This is a genomic window from Halomonas sp. B23F22_20 (genome assembly GCF_043496985.1).
Lineage (GTDB): Bacteria > Pseudomonadota > Gammaproteobacteria > Pseudomonadales > Halomonadaceae > Halomonas.
The window spans coordinates 159,694-176,524 of sequence record NZ_JBIEKH010000008.1; the positions used below are offsets into that span (position 1 = coordinate 159,694).

Annotated in this window: 16 protein-coding genes; 6 read left to right on the forward strand and 10 right to left on the reverse strand. The window is 67.3% G+C overall.

Annotated elements, in window-relative coordinates; translation table 11 throughout:
• Positions 1-24: 24 nt before the first annotated feature.
• Positions 25-279: an FmdB family zinc ribbon protein gene (locus ACGTN6_RS08760; RefSeq protein WP_183387338.1), complete on the reverse strand. Its 255-nt coding sequence runs from the start codon at positions 277-279 to the stop codon at positions 25-27.
• 193 nt (positions 280-472) lie between these two features.
• On the opposite strand from ACGTN6_RS08760, the gene ACGTN6_RS08765 reads away from it, so the two are divergent.
• The 3 genes from ACGTN6_RS08765 to ACGTN6_RS08775 all read left to right on the forward strand — a co-directional run bounded on the left by ACGTN6_RS08765 (position 473) and on the right by ACGTN6_RS08775 (position 3,428).
• On the forward strand, positions 473-1,405 hold the full coding sequence (locus tag ACGTN6_RS08765) for a D-2-hydroxyacid dehydrogenase (RefSeq protein WP_394591010.1): 933 nt from the start codon (positions 473-475) through the stop codon (positions 1,403-1,405).
• Positions 1,406-1,558: 153 nt separating this feature from the next.
• Entirely contained in the window at positions 1,559-2,467 is a 909-nt protein-coding gene (locus tag ACGTN6_RS08770; RefSeq protein ID WP_394591011.1) for a ribokinase, read from the forward strand.
• A 19-nt stretch (positions 2,468-2,486) separates the two neighbouring features.
• Positions 2,487-3,428 carry a nucleoside hydrolase gene (locus tag ACGTN6_RS08775; protein WP_394591013.1) on the forward strand — a complete coding sequence of 314 codons (942 nt, stop codon included), beginning with the start codon at positions 2,487-2,489 and terminating at the stop codon, positions 3,426-3,428.
• 79 nt (positions 3,429-3,507) lie between these two features.
• On the opposite strand, the gene ACGTN6_RS08780 is transcribed toward ACGTN6_RS08775, so the two are convergent.
• Positions 3,508-3,780 (reverse strand): acylphosphatase, encoded by a 273-nt coding sequence (locus ACGTN6_RS08780; protein WP_394591014.1) that lies wholly within the window; start codon positions 3,778-3,780, stop codon positions 3,508-3,510.
• Between the two features lie 197 nt (positions 3,781-3,977).
• Here ACGTN6_RS08780 and ACGTN6_RS08785 point away from each other — a divergent pair, with 197 nt between their 5' ends.
• The gene (locus ACGTN6_RS08785; protein ID WP_394591016.1) at positions 3,978-5,021 is read left to right on the forward strand and encodes a Glu/Leu/Phe/Val family dehydrogenase; all 1,044 of its coding nucleotides are present in this window, start codon (positions 3,978-3,980) and stop codon (positions 5,019-5,021) included.
• A 24-nt stretch (positions 5,022-5,045) separates the two neighbouring features.
• Here the strand turns inward: ACGTN6_RS08785 and ACGTN6_RS08790 are convergent, their stop codons facing one another.
• Positions 5,046-6,125: a YihY/virulence factor BrkB family protein gene (locus ACGTN6_RS08790; protein WP_394591018.1), complete on the reverse strand. Its 1,080-nt coding sequence runs from the start codon at positions 6,123-6,125 to the stop codon at positions 5,046-5,048.
• A gap of 165 nt (positions 6,126-6,290) precedes the next feature.
• Between ACGTN6_RS08790 and ACGTN6_RS08795 the strand changes: the two genes are divergently transcribed.
• Positions 6,291-7,385, forward strand: a complete 1,095-nt coding sequence (locus tag ACGTN6_RS08795) for a bifunctional nicotinamide-nucleotide adenylyltransferase/Nudix hydroxylase (RefSeq protein WP_394591019.1) — start codon at positions 6,291-6,293, stop codon at positions 7,383-7,385.
• A gap of 225 nt (positions 7,386-7,610) precedes the next feature.
• Here ACGTN6_RS08795 and ACGTN6_RS08800 read toward each other — a convergent pair whose 3' ends face one another.
• The 7 genes from ACGTN6_RS08800 to ACGTN6_RS08830 all read right to left on the reverse strand — a co-directional run bounded on the left by ACGTN6_RS08800 (position 7,611) and on the right by ACGTN6_RS08830 (position 15,542).
• The gene (locus tag ACGTN6_RS08800) at positions 7,611-8,528 is read right to left on the reverse strand and encodes a LysR substrate-binding domain-containing protein (RefSeq protein ID WP_183387346.1); all 918 of its coding nucleotides are present in this window, start codon (positions 8,526-8,528) and stop codon (positions 7,611-7,613) included.
• Between the two features lie 190 nt (positions 8,529-8,718).
• On the reverse strand, positions 8,719-10,137 hold the full coding sequence (gene cls / locus ACGTN6_RS08805) for a cardiolipin synthase (RefSeq protein WP_394591020.1): 1,419 nt from the start codon (positions 10,135-10,137) through the stop codon (positions 8,719-8,721).
• 114 nt (positions 10,138-10,251) lie between these two features.
• On the reverse strand, positions 10,252-11,757 hold the full coding sequence (locus tag ACGTN6_RS08810; protein WP_394591021.1) for a fumarate hydratase: 1,506 nt from the start codon (positions 11,755-11,757) through the stop codon (positions 10,252-10,254).
• 223 nt (positions 11,758-11,980) lie between these two features.
• On the reverse strand, positions 11,981-12,802 hold the full coding sequence (nei, locus tag ACGTN6_RS08815; protein ID WP_394591022.1) for an endonuclease VIII: 822 nt from the start codon (positions 12,800-12,802) through the stop codon (positions 11,981-11,983).
• 78 nt (positions 12,803-12,880) lie between these two features.
• Entirely contained in the window at positions 12,881-14,902 is a 2,022-nt protein-coding gene (gene uvrB / locus ACGTN6_RS08820; RefSeq protein WP_394591024.1) for an excinuclease ABC subunit UvrB, read from the reverse strand.
• 32 nt (positions 14,903-14,934) lie between these two features.
• Complete coding sequence (locus ACGTN6_RS08825; RefSeq protein ID WP_394591026.1) at positions 14,935-15,345, reverse strand: OsmC family protein; 411 nt, start codon at positions 15,343-15,345, stop codon at positions 14,935-14,937.
• Complete coding sequence (locus ACGTN6_RS08830; RefSeq protein ID WP_183387352.1) at positions 15,345-15,542, reverse strand: hypothetical protein; 198 nt, start codon at positions 15,540-15,542, stop codon at positions 15,345-15,347. The genes ACGTN6_RS08825 and ACGTN6_RS08830 overlap by 1 nt, the downstream gene beginning before the upstream one ends.
• A gap of 212 nt (positions 15,543-15,754) precedes the next feature.
• On the opposite strand from ACGTN6_RS08830, the gene ygfZ reads away from it, so the two are divergent.
• Positions 15,755-16,792 carry a CAF17-like 4Fe-4S cluster assembly/insertion protein YgfZ gene (gene ygfZ / locus ACGTN6_RS08835; protein WP_394591029.1) on the forward strand — a complete coding sequence of 346 codons (1,038 nt, stop codon included), beginning with the start codon at positions 15,755-15,757 and terminating at the stop codon, positions 16,790-16,792.
• Positions 16,793-16,831 lie beyond the last annotated feature (39 nt).

Genomic DNA, 16,831 nt, shown 5'->3' on the forward strand with positions numbered 1-16,831 from the left:
CGGACTGCAGGGCAGCGGACGCGGTCAGGCCGCCGCCCCGTCCTTGCTCGACGACCCGGACGACGTCTCGCCGCCTCCGGCGAGGTTCTTCTTGCTACCGGTCTTGAAGTCGGTCTCGTACCAGCCGCCACCGGCCAGACGGAAGCCCGCCGCGGAGATCAGCCGATCGAGCTCGGCCTGCTCGCAGGCAGGGCAGTCGGTCAACGGCTCGGCGCTCACCTTCTGCAGTTTTTCCAGGCGATGGCCGCAGGCCTTGCACTCGTATTCGTAGATGGGCATGGTTTGGGTCTCCCGGTAACGACGTCCCAATGGGCAATGCGACGCCGCAACCTCGCTCGGTCGCGGTGCGTTCTGCGATATAGGGTCGGGCGGCCGATATTCCAAGCCCGCCGCGAAAGCCCGGTATTATAGCCTGCCGACGGGCCTCAGGCCCAGCCCCGACCGAGCATCACCACCGACAAGGAAGCCTTCCATGCATGCCGTGATCCTCGACGCCGCCAGCCTCGGCCCCGACATCGACCTGTCGCCGATCCGCGCCAGGGTGACCCGGCTCGACGTTCACGACTTCACCGAGCGCGACGAGGCCGTCGCACGACTCGAAGGCGCCGAGGTCGCCATCGTCAACAAGGTGGTGCTGGACGCGCAATCCCTCGCCGCCCTGCCCGACCTCAAGCTGATCTGCGTACTCGCCACCGGCACCAACAACATCGCCATGGAGGAGGCCGAGCAGCGAGGCATCGCGGTGCGCAATGTCAGCGCCTACGGCACGGCGAGCGTCGCCCAGCATACCCTGATGATGATGCTGTCACTGGCCGGTCGCCTGCCCCGTTACCAGCGCGACGTCGCCGATGGCCGATGGGGCAAGAGCGCCTTCTTCTGCCTGATGGACCACACCACCCTTCAGCTCGAAGACAAGCGGCTGGTGATCGTCGGCCAGGGAGAGCTCGGCACTCGCGTCGGCCAGCTCGTCGGCGCGTTCGGCATGGACGTGGTCTTCGCCGCACGCCCGGGGGCCGAGCATGACGCTCGTCCGACGCTCGCCGAGCTCGCCCCCACCGCCGACGCCATCAGCCTGCATTGCCCGCTGACCGAGGCCACTCACCATCTGGTCGACCAGGCCCTGCTCGCGCGCTTGAAACCCGAAGCGCTGTTGGTCAACTGCGCGCGGGGCGGCGTGATCGACGAGAGCGCGGCCCTCGAGGCATTGCGCGACGGCCGCCTGGGCGGCCTCGCCGTCGATGTGTTGCCAGAAGAGCCGCCCCGTCAGGGACACCCGCTGATCGACGCGCTCGCCGAACCGCTGAACCTGATCGTTACGCCGCACAGCGCGTGGATCAGCCCCGAGGCGCGTCAGCGCATTGTCGCGCTTACGGCCGAGAACCTGGCTTCCCCCCTGCACGATTGATTAACACCAGTTACACAGGATGTGGTATAGGGTTGAGCATGGTAGATAACGGTATAAAAATGTAGCTACCATCTCCCCGGCTTGCGCCGTCCCCGGTAGGCCTCGATACTCACGCCGATACATACAGACTCACGCTCCTATTCGGACGACGGCATGCTCCACAACTTCGGCTCGATCAATCTCGACCACTTCTATCGGGTTCCCCACCTGGTGGCGCCCGGCGAGACGCTGACCAGTCGCGACTACCGCGTCGGCCTCGGCGGCAAGGGGGCCAACCAGTCGCTGGCCATGGCCCGCGCCGGCGGCCAAGTGCGCCATTGGGGGCGACTCGGCCACCAGGATGCCTGGGCACGCGACCTCCTCCAAGAGGCCGGCGTCGACGTCTCGGCGATCACCCTGGTCGACGAACCCGGCGGCCATGCCATCATCCAGGTGGACGACCGTGGCGAGAACGCCATCCTGCTGTTTCCGGGCGCCAACCACGGCTTCACCCAGGACGATCTCGATGCCCGGTTTCGCGACACGGTTGCCGGGGATTGGCTGCTGGCACAGAACGAATGCAACGCCCTGCCCCACGTGCTGCACGCCGCCCGCGACCGGGGCCTGAACGTCGCCTTCAATCCGGCCCCGATGACCGCCGATGTCGCCGCCCTGCCCCTTGAGGCGTGCCGGCTGCTGTTCGTCAATCGCGGTGAAGCCGAGATGCTGACGGGCCAGGCCAGTGGCAGCGAGGCCGAGACGCTGCTCGATGCCCTCGCCCAGCGGCTGCCGAACACCGAGACGGTACTGACCCTGGGCGGCGACGGCGCCTGGTACCAGCACGGCCAGACACGCCACTTCCAGCCGCCCCTGCCGGTGACCGCCGTGGACACCACCGGCGCCGGCGACACCTTCATCGGCTATTACCTGGCCGCCGTCCAGGCCGGCGAGTCACCGATTTCCTGCCTGGCCCGTGCGGCGGCAGCCGCGGCGCTGGGCGTGCAACGTCACGGTGCCGCCGAGAGCATTCCCCGAGCCGCCGAGGTGGAGCGCTGGCTCCGCCAAGCCAAACACGACCACTGACACTCGACGAGGCCCCTTCATGCCACAGCCGATCATCTTCGATACCGACCCCGGCGTCGACGACGCCCAGGCCATCGCCATCGCCCTGCGCCATCCCGACATCGAGCTGCTGGGCATGACCACCACTTTCGGCAACGTCGACGTCGGCACCGCGACGCACAATGCGCTGCTGCTGGCCGAACTGGCCGGCGAGCGGATCCCGGTAGCCCAGGGTGCCGCGGCGCCGATGGTCAAGCCACGCCATCCGGCCCCGGCGCATATCCACGGCGCCAACGGCCTCGGCGACATCGACCTGCCGGCGGTCAGCGGCCAAGCGGATTCGCGCAGCGCCGCCCAATTCATCGTCGACACCGTGAACGCCCGTCCGGGCGAGGTGATCCTGGTGGCGGTAGGTCCGCTCGGCAACCTGGCCGCCGCCCTCCAGCTCGACCCAACCCTCGTCGAGCGGGTCAAGCGCGTAGTGGTGATGGGCGGCTCGGTGAAGGAAGGCGGCAACGTCACGCCGGTGGCCGAGGCCAATATCTTCAACGATCCCCACGCCGCCCAGCGGGTGTTGACCGCCGGCTGGCCGCTGACCCTGGTCGGGCTGGACGTGACCCATCGCTGCGTCCTGGCCCCAAGCCACATGGCGCGCATCGCCGCCGGCCAGGGCGTGCTGGGCGAAGTGCTGGCCGGCAGCTATGACTTCTACCGCCGATTCTACCAGGGCGCGCTGGGTATCGACGGCTGCTGCCCGCACGACAGCCTGGCCCTGGCCTGGCTGGCACGTCCGGAGCTGTTCACCACCGCCCGCGGCCATCTCAACGTGGCCACCGAGGGCCCGGCGGAAGGCCAGACGCTCTTCGCGCCGGAGCAGCGCGAGTTCATCGCCCCTCGCTGGTCACAGACGCCGCTGGCCGACGTCTGTCTCGGCGTCGACGGCGACGCCGTGGTGGAATGGATCACCCGAACCCTCGAGTGATGACAGGCGCCGATGCCAAGGGCGGAGCCAGGAGCGCCCCGTCATCGAGGACACAGGGCTCCGCTGACACCAGGCACGGCTAGCCCGTCGTGAATCCCTGCGGCACCCGGACCTCCACGGTCTCGAGCTCGACGTCGGTGACCCGAGCGGCGGGCGGCCCCTGCCACAGCCATTCACTCACCTCATGCACCGCCTCGCGGCGGCCGCACAGCAGCACCTCGACGCGCCCGTCGGCGAGATTGCGTGCGTGGCCGGTGACCCCGGCCTGCCGTGCGCGCTCCTGAGTGGCGCGGCGATACCAGACGCCCTGGACCTTGCCCGCCACCAGGGCCTTGATGCAGTACTCCCCCATGCGTCCTCCTTCTTTTCCATGGCGCGAATAGCCGACTCATCCCCTTCCCGGAGCCCCATGACCAGGGCTTCCCGGGCGGTGGGCGATGCTCTAGTCTTCAAGGTGTCACACAGGCGTCCGCTCGGCCACAAGCCACGGCGACGCCGCCCCTCGCCCACCCATGGCGAACCCCATCATCCTCACGAGGGAGACACCCCATGCCGGTCTTCGACCACCCCGAATTCGATCATCACCAGCAGGTCGTCCATGGCTGCGACGAGGCGAGCGGGCTGCGCGCCATCATCGCCATCCACGACACCCGCCGCGGCCCGGCGCTCGGTGGCCTGCGCATCTACCCCTATGCCAGCGAGGCCGACGCCTTGACCGATGTGCTGCGGCTGTCGCGCGGCATGACCTACAAGTCGGCGCTGGCCGACCTGCCGCTGGGGGGCGGCAAGGCGGTGATCATCGCCGATCCGCGCCGCGACAAGACACCCGACATGCTGCGCGCCATGGGCCGACTGGTCGAGTCGCTCGGCGGACGTTACATCACCGCCGAGGACTCCGGCTCCAGCGAGGCCGACATGCGGATCATCGCCGAGACGACCGCCCACGTGGGCGGCCTCGGCCACGACGGCGCCTCCGGCGATCCCTCGCCCTTCACCGCCCACGGGGTGTTCTGCGCCCTGAAGAGCGCCGTGCGCCACGGGCTGGATCGATCGGATCTCGCCGGCCTGAGAGTGGCCATCCAGGGCGTCGGCCACGTCGGCGCGCACCTGGCCCGCCAGCTGCACGACGCCGGTGCCAGCCTGGTGCTGACCGATGTCGATCGCGATGCCGTGGGGCGGCTGGCCGACGAACTCGGCGCTGACGTCGTGGCCCCGGATGCCATCGTCGACGCAGACGTCGACGTCTTCGCGCCTTGCGCCATGGGCGCGGCCCTGTCGCCGCAGGTCGTACAGCGCCTCAAGGCGCCAGTGGTGTGCGGGGCAGCCAACAACCAGCTGGCCAGCCCCGAGGTGGCGGAACGACTGAAGGAGCGGGGCATTCTTTACACCCCCGACTACGTCGCCAACGCCGGCGGCGTGATCGAGATCGCCTGGCAGCGGCGCGGCGACTATCGGCGCGAGGATGTCATGCGCCACATCGAGGGCATCGGCACGACCCTGGATGCGATCTTCGAGCGGGCCCTGCGCGAACACCGCAGTCCGGCCCTGGTGGCCGACGACCTGGCACGCGAACGCTTCCGCCCCGCGCCCTGACCCCAGCCCTTGCCGCGATGCGCATCAGGGCGCGTCGCGGCGCTCCTCGCTGGCGGGGGCCGGATCTTCGGACGACGGTGTCTCGAGCCCGGCAGTGTCCCGGACGTCGGCCGCCGTGTCGCCCACCGGCGTCTCGTCAGCGGCTTTGCGGCCCATCGTCGAACGACGCCATCCACGCCGAGGCGTCTCGTCCTCCTCGATCAGCTCATGGCGCACGCGAACCGCCGTATTGCGCGGGATCACCTCACGCCCTCTGGCCAACAGCAGACTCTTGCTGAATGCCGCGCCGAACAGCAGGATCAGCGAAGAGTAGTAGACCCACAGCAGGATCAGCACCACGGAACCTGCCGCTCCGTAGGTGGAAGCGGTGGCCGTATAGGCAAGATACGCCGCGATGGCATTGCGCCCCACGGTGAACAGCACCGCGGAGACCACGGCGCCCACCAGCACATCGCGCCAGCTCAGGACCACGTCCGGCAGCAGGCGAAAGATGGTCGCGAACAGCGCGCTCACCAGCGCCAGCGACACCAGGAACTCCACCCCGGAAGTCAGCGTGCCGACGAACGGCAGCAGGTTGTCCGCCGCCTGCAACAGCGACTTGACCACCACCCCCAGCATCAACGACACCAGCAGGATGAAGCCGATGGCCAGCACCACCGCCATCGACAGGGTACGCTGCTTGAGCAACAGCAGCATGCTATTGACCCGCGGATGCGCGGTGACGCCCCACAGGCTGTTCAACGAGTACTGCATCTGCCCGAAGACCGTGGTGGCACCGACGATCAGCGCCCCGATGCCAAGCAGCGTCGGCAGCAGGCCTGACGACTCGATGCGCGACTGGGCCACGGCATCCTGGATCGCCTCGGCGGCCGCAGTGCCCATGGTGCCCTGCAACTGAGCGACGATCTGCCCCTGGGCCGCTTCCTCTCCGAGCACCAAACCAATGACGGTGACCGCGATGATGATCGTCGGTGCCAGGGAAAACAGCGTGTAGAAGGCCAACGAGCCCGCATAACTGAAGGCATTGCACTCGACCCATAGCTTGACGGCGTCGCGCAGCACGCCCCACCAGAATCCCAGTGTCTCCTTGATTCGTGTCCACATCGCAGATGTCCTCGCGTCCACATTCCCTTGTCGCCACACAGCATACCGGACACATGGCAGCCCTGCAGGCCTCAGTGCGGCGCGATGGCCAACGCCGCACGCCCGGGATTGCACGCCCCGGTGGCGCTCACCATAATGGGCGTTTTTCCTACCCGGAGCCCCGCCATGTGTCCGTTGCCGGACGCCGATTCTTCATCACCGGATTTCGACTGCCTGGTCTTCATCGGCCGCTTCCAACCGCCCCATCTCGGCCATCTGGCGGTCATTCACGAGGCACTCAAGCGGGCACGACAGGTCATCGTGTTGGTGGGATCCGCCTGGCAGGCACGGTCGCTGCGCAATCCGTGGCGCTTCGACGAGCGTCGCCGGATGCTGAGAAACGCCTTCGACGCGGACGACAACGCGCGCCTGGAAATCGTGCCGCTGCTGGATGCGCTCTACAACAACGATGTCTGGGTACGCGATGTGCAGCGCAAGGTGCGCGACATCGCCTCGCCGAGCCAGGCGCGGCTTCCCCGCATCGGCCTGATCGGCGCCAGCCGCGGGCAGTCCAGCTACTACCTGTCGCTGTTTCCCCAGTGGGAGTCGGTCAGCGTGCCCATGGTCGAGGGCATCTCGGCCAGCCAGATCCGCGAACGGCTGTTCCGCTCGGCCATCGCGGCGGCAGATTATGCCAGTGCCGGGGCCTCCCACGACCTGCCACCCGGCGTCGTGAAAAGCCTCAAGGGATTCCTGGAAACCGAAGCCTTCGAAGAGCTGGTGGAGGAACAAGGCCTGCTCGACCAGTACCGCCAGGCCTGGGCCCAGGCCCCCTACCCCCCGGTGTTCGTCACCGCCTGCGCCGTGGTGGTCCAGTCGGGACACGTGCTGCTGGTCAAGCGCACCGCAGCCCCCGGCAAGGGGCTCTATGCCTTGCCAGGCGGCTTCATCAGCCCCCAGGAACGCCTGCTCGACGCCTGCCTTCGCGAGCTGCGTGAGCGAGTCAGGCTCAAGGTGCCGGAACCCGTTCTCAAGGGCTCGCTGCGCGGCCAGCGGCTGTTCGACGAGCCGCATCGCAGCTGGCGGGGACGCACCCTGGCCGAGGCGTTCTACTTTGCCCTTCGCCCGGAACAGCAGCTACCCCGCCTCAAGCCGGTCAAGGGGGGCGATCACGCCCGTTGGGTACCGCTCGCCGACCTCGAGCCCGACGCACTGTTCGAGGACCACTTCTTCATCATCCAGAACTTCCTGGGCCTGCCCGCCGACTTCAGCGGGCCGTGAGGATCGGGGCGGGTGTCTAGCTACGCTTCGACGCCTCGGCGAATGACGCTCAGCGGCGGCGAGGTTGGTACTCGGGAGTGGTGTCACGGGCGCCTGCAGAGATCCAGAACCCCAACTTCTCGCGCAGCAAGCTGCGCTCCCACGAAAACCTGTCCGACGACTCCGACTCGCGGAGGAGATAGCGATGGCAGTGCCTCAAAGGTAATCCCTCGCGACAACCTGCTCTCAGGCCTGGAGGAAATCCCGCGGCAGCTTCATCATCTGCCGCCACAGTTTCTCGACGCCCGGCTTGTGCACCAGCGAACAGCGATAGAGGCGAATCTCGAGCGGCACGTCGTGCTTCTCTTCGCCGGCCCGCACCAGCCGACCGCTCTTGAGCTCCTCGCGGATGCAAAAGTCGGGAATCCAGGCCATGCCCAGTCCCTGCAGCACCATGCCCTTGAGCCCCTCTGCCATGGCCGTCTCATAGACGGTACGCAACCGCATGCGTAGCGGATCGTTCTTGAGCAGCATGCGTACGCTGCGTCCCAGGAAAGCCCCCTGGGTATATGCCAGGTAGGGCACCGATTCGCTGCCTTCCAACGGGAAGCGCGGCCGCCCCTGCTCGTCGGGCAGGCACACCGGCAGCATCTTGACCTGGCCGATGGAGAAGGAGGGAAACACCTCGGCATCGAGCTGCATGCTGGCATAGGGATCGTAGTAGGCCAGCATCAGGTCGCAGTTGCCCTCTCGCAGCACGTGGATGGCATCTCCCACGTTCATCGCCACCAGGCGGGTGGGCAGTTCACCCAACCCCTTCTGCAGCCGCGAGATCCACGGCGGATAGAAACTCAGCGCCAGCGAGTGCGCGGCAACGATATCGAGCGCCTCGTTGGCAATGGACAAGCCACGCAGATGCCCAAGGCTCTCGTTGAGCTGCTCGACCATGTTACGCGCGGTGACCAGGAACAGCTGGCCCTCGGGCGTCAGGTCGACTGGCGTGGTGGAGCGGTCGACGAGGGTCACGCCCACGGCCTGCTCCAGGGAGCGGATGCGCCGGCTGAAGGCGGGCTGGGTCACGTGACGCTGACGCGCCGAGGCGGAAAAGCTGCGGGTATTGGCCAGGGCGACGAAGTCTTCCAGCCACTTGGTCTCGAGGTTCACCATGACTCCCGATCACGAATGCATGAAGGCCCTGGACGTCACCGCCGGCGCATCCGAACCGTCTCGATGCCCTGGAGCCGAGAACAACCGCCGCGCAGCTCGCCGCCTGCGCCCGGGGCGCCAGCGGCTAATTTACCCCAGCCGGCCCGGCGACCCAAGGGAGCAGTGCAAGAATCCGTGCGCGCCGACCTCACTGCACCGGCGCAAACAGATAGGCGGCCCGGGACACCAGCTTGCGCCACAGCGGCCGAGCGCGAATCTCCGCCAGGGAGACACGGCGACACACGGCGAAATCCCGCTCCAGCATCTCTCCCACCTCGGCCGCGAAGCCCCGATCCGCCACGAAGGCGGTGACCTCGAAGTTGAGCCGGAACGAGCGGTTGTCGAGATTGACGGTGCCAACGCAGGCCGCGGCCTCGTCGATCAGGATCACTTTCTGGTGCAGGAAGCCCGGCTGGTAGCGATACACCTGGACGCCTGCACGCAGCATGTCCGGCAGAAAGGAGAAGGCCGACAGGAACACCAGCAGATGGTCGGGGCGCTCGGGCATCATGATGCGCACGTCCACCCCGCGCATGGCCGCCAGGCGCAGCGCATCCTGTACGCTGTGATCCGGCACGAAGTACGGGCTGGTGATCCATAGCCGCTCCCGGGCGCTATGGATAGCGTGTTGCACCAGCAGGCTGGCGGTTTCCTGGGGATCCGCCGGCCCAGACGGCACGATCACCACGTTCTGGCACTCCTCGCAGGTCACCACCGGCACCCAGTCCAGGCGGATCACCTCGCCGGTGGCCCAGTGCCAGTCCTCCCAAAAGGCCTCCTGAAGGCCCAGCACGCTGGGGCCGGCCAGCTTGAGATGGGTATCGCGCCAGTGGCCGTGGCGGGGATGATCGCCCAGGTACTCGACGCCCACGTTGTGACCGCCGACCCAACCCTCGCGGCCGTCGACCACCACGATCTTGCGGTGGTTACGGAAGTTGAGCTGGAAGCGATGGCGCAGCCCCCGGGACGAGTGGAAGGCACTGACCTCGATGTCCGCCTCGCGCAGTTCGCGCAGGTAGCGCTCCGGCAGCGCATGACAACCGATCTCGTCGTACAGGAAGCGCACGCGAACACCGCGCTTGGCGGCAGCCTGCAGATGCTCGCGCAGCTTGGCGCCCAGGGCATCGTCGCGCACGATGAAGAACTGGATAAGGATGTAATCCTCGGCGGCGTCGAGGCCGGCGAACAGGCTGTCGAAGGTGGCATGGCCATCCACCAGCAGCTCGGCGCGGTTGCCGCTGGTCAACGGCATCATCGCCAGCTGCTCCACCGCGCGCACGTCGGCTTCCTTCGCCCCGGCCAGATAAGGCGCAATGCGGTCACGATAGCCGGCCAGCACACGCCGCAGTACGGTATCGCGCTCGCCCCGCGCCGAGACATAACCATAGAAACGGGGCCTGCCGAATACCCAGTAGGCAGGCACCGCCAGGTAGGGCACGGTCACCAGCGACAGGATCCAGGCGATGGCGCCCTGGGAGGTACGCGCCGACATCAGCGCCTGCACCGCCGACAGCATGCCGAGCACGTGGAACATCAAGAGCAGCAGGCCAAACAGCCAGGAAGCCATGGTCACTCCCTTTCCGTGGGACGAGATGAGCGGAATGCGCGTACTAGCTTACCCATAACGACGACGGCCCTGCCATAGATAGCAGGGCCGTCGACACCGAACGGAACGCTTAGATCAGGCGCGCTCGGCGATGATCTCCTTCCACTTCGCCGGACCGGTCTGGTGCACCGAGGTACCGGCGCTGTCCACGGCCACGGTGACCGGCATGTCCTCCACCTCGAACTCGTAGATGGCTTCCATGCCCAGGTCCTCGAAGCCGACCACGCGAGCCTGCTTGATGGCCTGCGCCACCAGATAGGCGGAGCCGCCCACCGCCATCAGGTAGACCGCCTTGTTGTCACGGATCGCCTCGATGGCCGCCTCACCCCGCTCGGCCTTGCCGACCATGCCCTGCAGGCCGGTCTGCTCGAGCATGGTACGGGTGAACTTGTCCATGCGCGTCGCCGTGGTGGGACCGGCCGGGCCGACCACCTCGTCACGCACCGGATCCACCGGGCCGACGTAGTAGATGAAGCGGCCCTTCAGGTCGACGGGCAGGCTCTCGCCCTTGGCGATCATGTCGACCATGCGCTTGTGGGCGGCATCGCGGCCGGTCAGCAGCTTGCCGTTGAGCAACAGGGTGTCGCCGGGCTGCCAGCTCTGCACCTCTTCCGCGGTGATCGCGTCGAGGTTGACGCGCTTGACGTTGTCACCCACCTCGCGGGTGATCTCCGGCCAGTCCTCCAGCTTCGGCGCCGGCAGGGCCGCAGCCCCGCTGCCGTCCAGGGTGAAGTGGGCGTGACGGGTCGCCGCGCAGTTGGGGATGATCGCCACCGGCTTGTTGGCGGCGTGGGTCGGGTAGTCCTTGACCTTGATGTCGAGCACCGTGGTCAGGCCACCGAGGCCCTGGGCGCCGATGCCGGTCTTGTTGACCTTGTCGTACAGCTCCAGACGCAGCTCCTCGGCGCGATTGGACGCCCCGCGGGCCTGCAGGTCCTGGATGTCGATCGGGTCGAGCAGCGACTCCTTGGCGAGCTCCATGGCCTTCTCGGCGGTACCACCGATGCCGATGCCGAGCATCCCGGGCGGACACCAGCCGGCGCCCATCTTGGGCAGTTGCTCGAGCACCCAGTCGACCACGCTGTCGGAGGGGTTGAGCATGGCGAACTTGGACTTGGCCTCGCTGCCGCCGCCCTTCGCCGCCACGTGCACCTCGACGGTGTCGCCAGGCACCAGCTTGTGGTGGATCACCGCCGGCGTGTTGTCCTTGGTGTTGGCACGCTTGCCGTCCGGGTCGGCCAGCACCGAGGCGCGCAGCACGTTGTCGGGCAATTGGTAGGCCCGGCGCACGCCCTCGTTGATCATGTCGTCCAGGCTCATCTCGGTCTCGAAGCGCACGTTCATGCCGACGTGCACGAAGACGGTGACGATGCCGGTGTCCTGGCAGATCGGGCGATGGCCGGTGGCGCACATCCGCGAGTTGATCAGGATCTGGGCGATGGCGTCCTTGGCCGCGGGGTTCTCCTCGCGCTCGTAGGCCGCCGCCATGGCGTCGATGAAGTCCTTGGGATGGTAGTAGGAGATGTACTGCAGGGCATCGGCGACGCTCTGGATGAGGTCATCCTGGCGGATCACGGTCATGGGCAAGACGCTCCATTGGTGGGTCGACACGCCCGCTTCTCAAGGCATATGCCGGACTCAACGCTGATCCGACAGACGCCTGCGGCCGGAAACCGGTGGCGGGCTCGAACGGAGCGGGATTATACCGCACTTGCTCTCTTCCGGCAGCGCCGCCGAGGTTAGCGGAGTAACGAAAAGCAAGAGATAACGGTATAAAAGCATTGAAGAAGAAACCGCTGGCGGCTCAGTCCGGCTGGCAGGCCGGGCAACGATACAGCCGCCGCGAGGCCACGCTGAGCTTCTCGATCAGCGTCTGGCAGCGATGGCACGGCAGACCCTCGCGCTCGAAGGCGGCGAAGCGCCAGCGCTTGCGGCTACGGCCTTCGCGCCTGTCGGCGGCGGCCCAGTCGTCGCGGTTGGTCACCCCGCCGGTCTCGTAGGAGCGATGCATCAGGGCGAGCATCTGCTCGGCCAATTCCCGACGCTGATCGTCCGCCAGGTCGACCGGCCTGGCCCGATGCGAGAGCGCGGCGAAGAACAGGATCTCCGAGCGAAGGTAGTTGCCGAGCCCCGCGACCAGGGACTGGTCCAGCAGCAGGCCACCCAGGCGACGCCCGCGCCATCGCGGGTCCATCAGGCGCTCGACGATGGTATCGGCCGTTACCTCGTGGGTCAGCAGATCGGGCCCCAGCCGTGACAGGAACGGATGCTCGTGCAGGCGCCCTGCTTCCCACAGCGACACGTCGGAGGCGCTGTACAGGCTCGCCATGCGATCCCCGGCGGTCAGGCGCACGCGCAGCGAGCGCTGGGTGTCGGGCTCGCGTTCGGCGTCGTGAAGCTTCCATACGCCGTAGAGCTGATTGTGGGAATACAGCACCCGGTCATCGTCGAAGCGGGTCAGCAGCGCCTTGCCCCAGCTGTCGACCGCCCTCACCTCGCGGCCGATCAGCGAGTCGGCCTGATCCGCCAGCTCGGGAAACGCGAACCAGGCGTCGTCCAGTCGACGCCCGGCGATGTGGTCGTGCAGCGCATCGGCGGCACGACGAATCTCGGGTCCTTCCGGCATGCTCTCTCCTTACCAACACATTCCATACCAACCAGGCGATGCCTGAACGTCGACGAGCGCGGCCGATTTCAAGCGCACCTAGCCCACTGCGAGCTGGCGCTCCTTCAGCTCCAGCAGCCGATCACGCAGCCGCGCGGCCTCCTCGAACTCCAGGTTCTGGGCGGCTTCGGACATGGCGTCCTCGAGTCGGGTGATCTCCTTGGCCAGTTCCGCGGGCCCCAGATCACTCGGATCGTAGAGCGCCGCGCCCTCGGCCACCTTGCGTTCGCTGTTGCGCCCCTTGCCCTTGCGACCCGGCGCCTGAGCGGCCTCGAGGATATCGGCCACCGAACGATGCACCGTTTCCGGCACGATGCCGTGCGCCTCGTTATGCGCCATCTGCTTGGCGCGCCGGCGTTCGGTCTCGTCGATGGCGCGACGCATTGAATCGGTGACGCGATCGGCGTAGAGCACCGCCTTGCCGTGGGCGTTGCGGGCCGCCCTGCCGATGGTCTGGATCAGCGAGCGCTCGTTGCGCAGGAAGCCCTCCTTGTCGGCATCGAGGATCGCCACCAGCGAGACCTCGGGGATGTCGAGCCCCTCGCGCAGCAGGTTGATGCCCACCAGCACGTCGAACTTGCCGAGACGCAGGTCGCGGATGATCTCGACCCGCTCCACGGTGTCGATGTCGGAGTGCAGGTAGCGCACCCGCACGTCGTGCTCATCGAGGTACTCGGTGAGGTCCTCGGCCATGCGCTTGGTCAGGGTAGTGACCAGCACCCGTTCCTCGACGGCGGCGCGCTCGCGAATCTCGGACAGCAGGTCGTCGACCTGGGTGGAGGCCGGTCGCACTTCGAGCTCGGGATCGAGCAGCCCGGTGGGCCGCACCACCTGCTCTACGACCTGGCCGGCATGCTCGGCCTCGTAAGGGCCCGGGGTGGCCGAGACGAAGATCGTCTGTGGGGAGATGCGCTCCCACTCCTCGAACTTCATCGGCCGGTTGTCCAGCGCCGAGGGCAGCCGGAAGCCGTACTCGACCAGGGTCTCCTTGCGCGAGCGGTCACCCTTGTACATGCCGCCCACCTGGGGAACGCTGACGTGGGACTCATCGATGAACAGCAGCGAGTCGGCGGGCAGGTAGTCGAAGAAGGTGGGCGGCGGCTCGCCCGGCTTGCGGCCCGAGAGATAGCGCGAGTAGTTCTCGATGCCGTTGCAGTAGCCGAGCTCGAGCATCATCTCGATGTCGTAGAGCGAGCGCTGTTCCAGGCGCTGTGCCTCCACCAGCTTGTCGTGCTGGCGCATCCAGGCCAGTCGCTCGGCCAGCTCCTCCTTGATGCCGTCGATGGCGCCCATGATGGTCTCGCGGGGCGTGACGTAGTGCGACTTCGGATAGATGGTCATGCGTGGCACCTTGCCGCGCACCTCGCCGGTCAGCGGGTCGAACAGGCTGATGCCGTCGATCTCGTCATCGAACAGCTCTACCCGCACCGCCTCGTCCTCGGCGTCGGCCGGGAAAATGTCGATCACGTCGCCGCGCACCCGATAGGTGCCGCGCTTGAAGTCCAGGTCGTTGCGGGTGTACTGCAGCTCCGCCAGCCGCCGCAGGAAGGCCCTCTGATCGATCAGCTCGCCGCGATTGAAGTGCAGACGCATCTTCAGGTACTGGTCGGGATCGCCGAGGCCGTAGATCGCCGACACCGAGACCACGATCAGCGCGTCGCGGCGCTCGAGCAGCGCCTTGGTCGCCGACAGGCGCATCTGCTCGATGTGGTCGTTGATCGAGGCGTCCTTCTCGATGAAGGTGTCCGAGGACGGCACATAGGCCTCGGGCTGGTAGTAGTCGTAGTACGAGACGAAGTACTCCACGGCATTGTCGGGAAAGAACGACTTGAACTCGCCGTAGAGCTGGGCCGCCAGCGTCTTGTTGGGCGCCATCACGATGGTCGGGCGCTGCAGGCGCTCGACCACGTTGGCCATGGTGTAGGTCTTGCCCGAACCGGTGACGCCGAGCAGCGTCTGGTGGGCGAGCCCGGACTCGATCCCGCTCACCAGGCCCTGGATGGCCGCGGGCTGGTCGCCGGCGGGCCGGTACTTGGACTCGAGTCGGAATGCCTTGCTCATCGGGTCTCCTGGTCGTGAAACGACGCCCTGGCCTAGTGTTGCTGTCGGGTGGTGATCTCCACCGTCGCCGTGGTCATCAGCCGGTGAATGGGGCACATGTCGCTGATCTCCTCGAGCCGCGCGCGCTGGGCGTCGTCGAGCGCGCCGAGAAAGCGCATGACCACCTCCAGTCGATAGACGCCACGGCGCTCGTCGCGTTCATCTCGGTTGACCACCACCTCGACACCCTCGAGCGGCCACTCCTTGCGCCGCGCGTACATCTGAGCGGTGATCGCCTTGCAGGCGCCCAGCGACAGGTCGAAGTAGTCGTGGGGATCGGGAGCGCTGCCCTCGCCGCCGAATGCCTCGGGCACGTCGACGAACAGATCCTCGGCGCCCTCCAGCTCGACCCGCTGGCGAAACACGCGATCGCGCTGGCTGGTGATGCGGATAGGCGGCTTCATCACGACACCTCGATGCCAAGACCCAGCTTGCGGATGGCCTGGATCAGCGCCTCGCGGCGCGCACGGCCGTCGACCTCGGCGCCGTGGCGCCCAACCTCGACACTCTCGACGCCGTCGAGCATCATCAGGGCCGTGGTGATGCGGTTGACCTGGTCGGCGTTCTCTACGCCCTTGAACGTAAGACTCTGCTGGGCCATGCGACGGCTCCCGATCGGTTGAAAGTGAATGGCCCGAGTCTAGCATGCCGCCCCGTCCGCCTGTCGGGTTCGGCCGCGCGTCACTAGATGCCCGGCCATCGCAGCGGATCAGCACTACGCCCGACAGACTGCCCCGGCAGCGGTTGCATTACCGCCCCGGCGCCCGCATCTCGAATACCATCAGGCTCACGGACAGACGAGGAATTGTGCACATGATCGATTGGCTCGCTCGCCTCGGCGGCCGCCAGGAAGACGAGGAACGCATCGTCTTCGACACCCCCACGCCGGCCCGTCTCGCCATGGACGCCACCGTGATGACCCCGCTGGTGCATCTGGGCATCCTCGATGTCAGCGGCGACGACGCCGAACGCTTCCTGCAGGGCCAGACCAGCGCCCAGGTGTCGCTGGCCGACGGCCACTTCGCGCCCCTTACCTGCTTCTGCACGCCCAAGGGCCGGGTACTGGTCAACGCCCAGCTATGGCGCGTCGCCGAGGGGCACTACCGGCTGCTGATGCATCGCAGCCTGGTCGCCCGCCTGCACGATCACCTCAAGAAGTTCGCGCCCTTCTACAAGGCCGAGCTGCAGCCCCGCGACGACCTGGCGCTACTCGGGCTGATCGGCCGCGAGGCACCGGCGGTGGCAGAAGCGCGCCTCGACGTGCTGCCCCCCACGGCCTGGCACCAGGCCGATGCCGGCGATGTCCAGGTGCTGGCCCATCCCGGACCGCGGCCCCGCCTGCTGGCCTGCCTGTCCGCCGAACGCGCCGAAGAGACCTGGCAGCAACTCAGCGACCAGGCCACGCCCGTCGACAATGCGGTCTGGCGGCTGCACGACATCCAGGCCGGGCTGGCCTGGCTGAACGCCGACCAGGCCGATGCCTACCTGCCGCAGATGCTCAACTGGGAGGCACTGGGCGGCATCAGCTTCAAGAAAGGCTGCTACACCGGCCAGGAGGTCGTCGCCCGTGCCCACTTCCGAGGCCAGGTCAAGAAGCGCCTGGTGCGAGGCCAGCTCGAGGGAGAACGCCTGCCGGCCCTCGGCAGCGCCGTGAACGACGCCAACGGCAAGGGGCTTGGCGAGGTGCTGTGCGCCGAGCTCGACGCCTACGGCCAGGCCGAGGTACTGGCGGTGCTGAGCACCCGGGAAGCCGCCGAGCCGCTCGACGTCGACGGCCAGCAGTTCAAGCGCCTGCAGCTGCCCTATCCGCTCGAGAGACTGGATCCCGAAAGCCTGGCCGCCGTAACCTGACCGGGTCGCGCCTCGCCTGTATTTGCAAATACTTTTCTT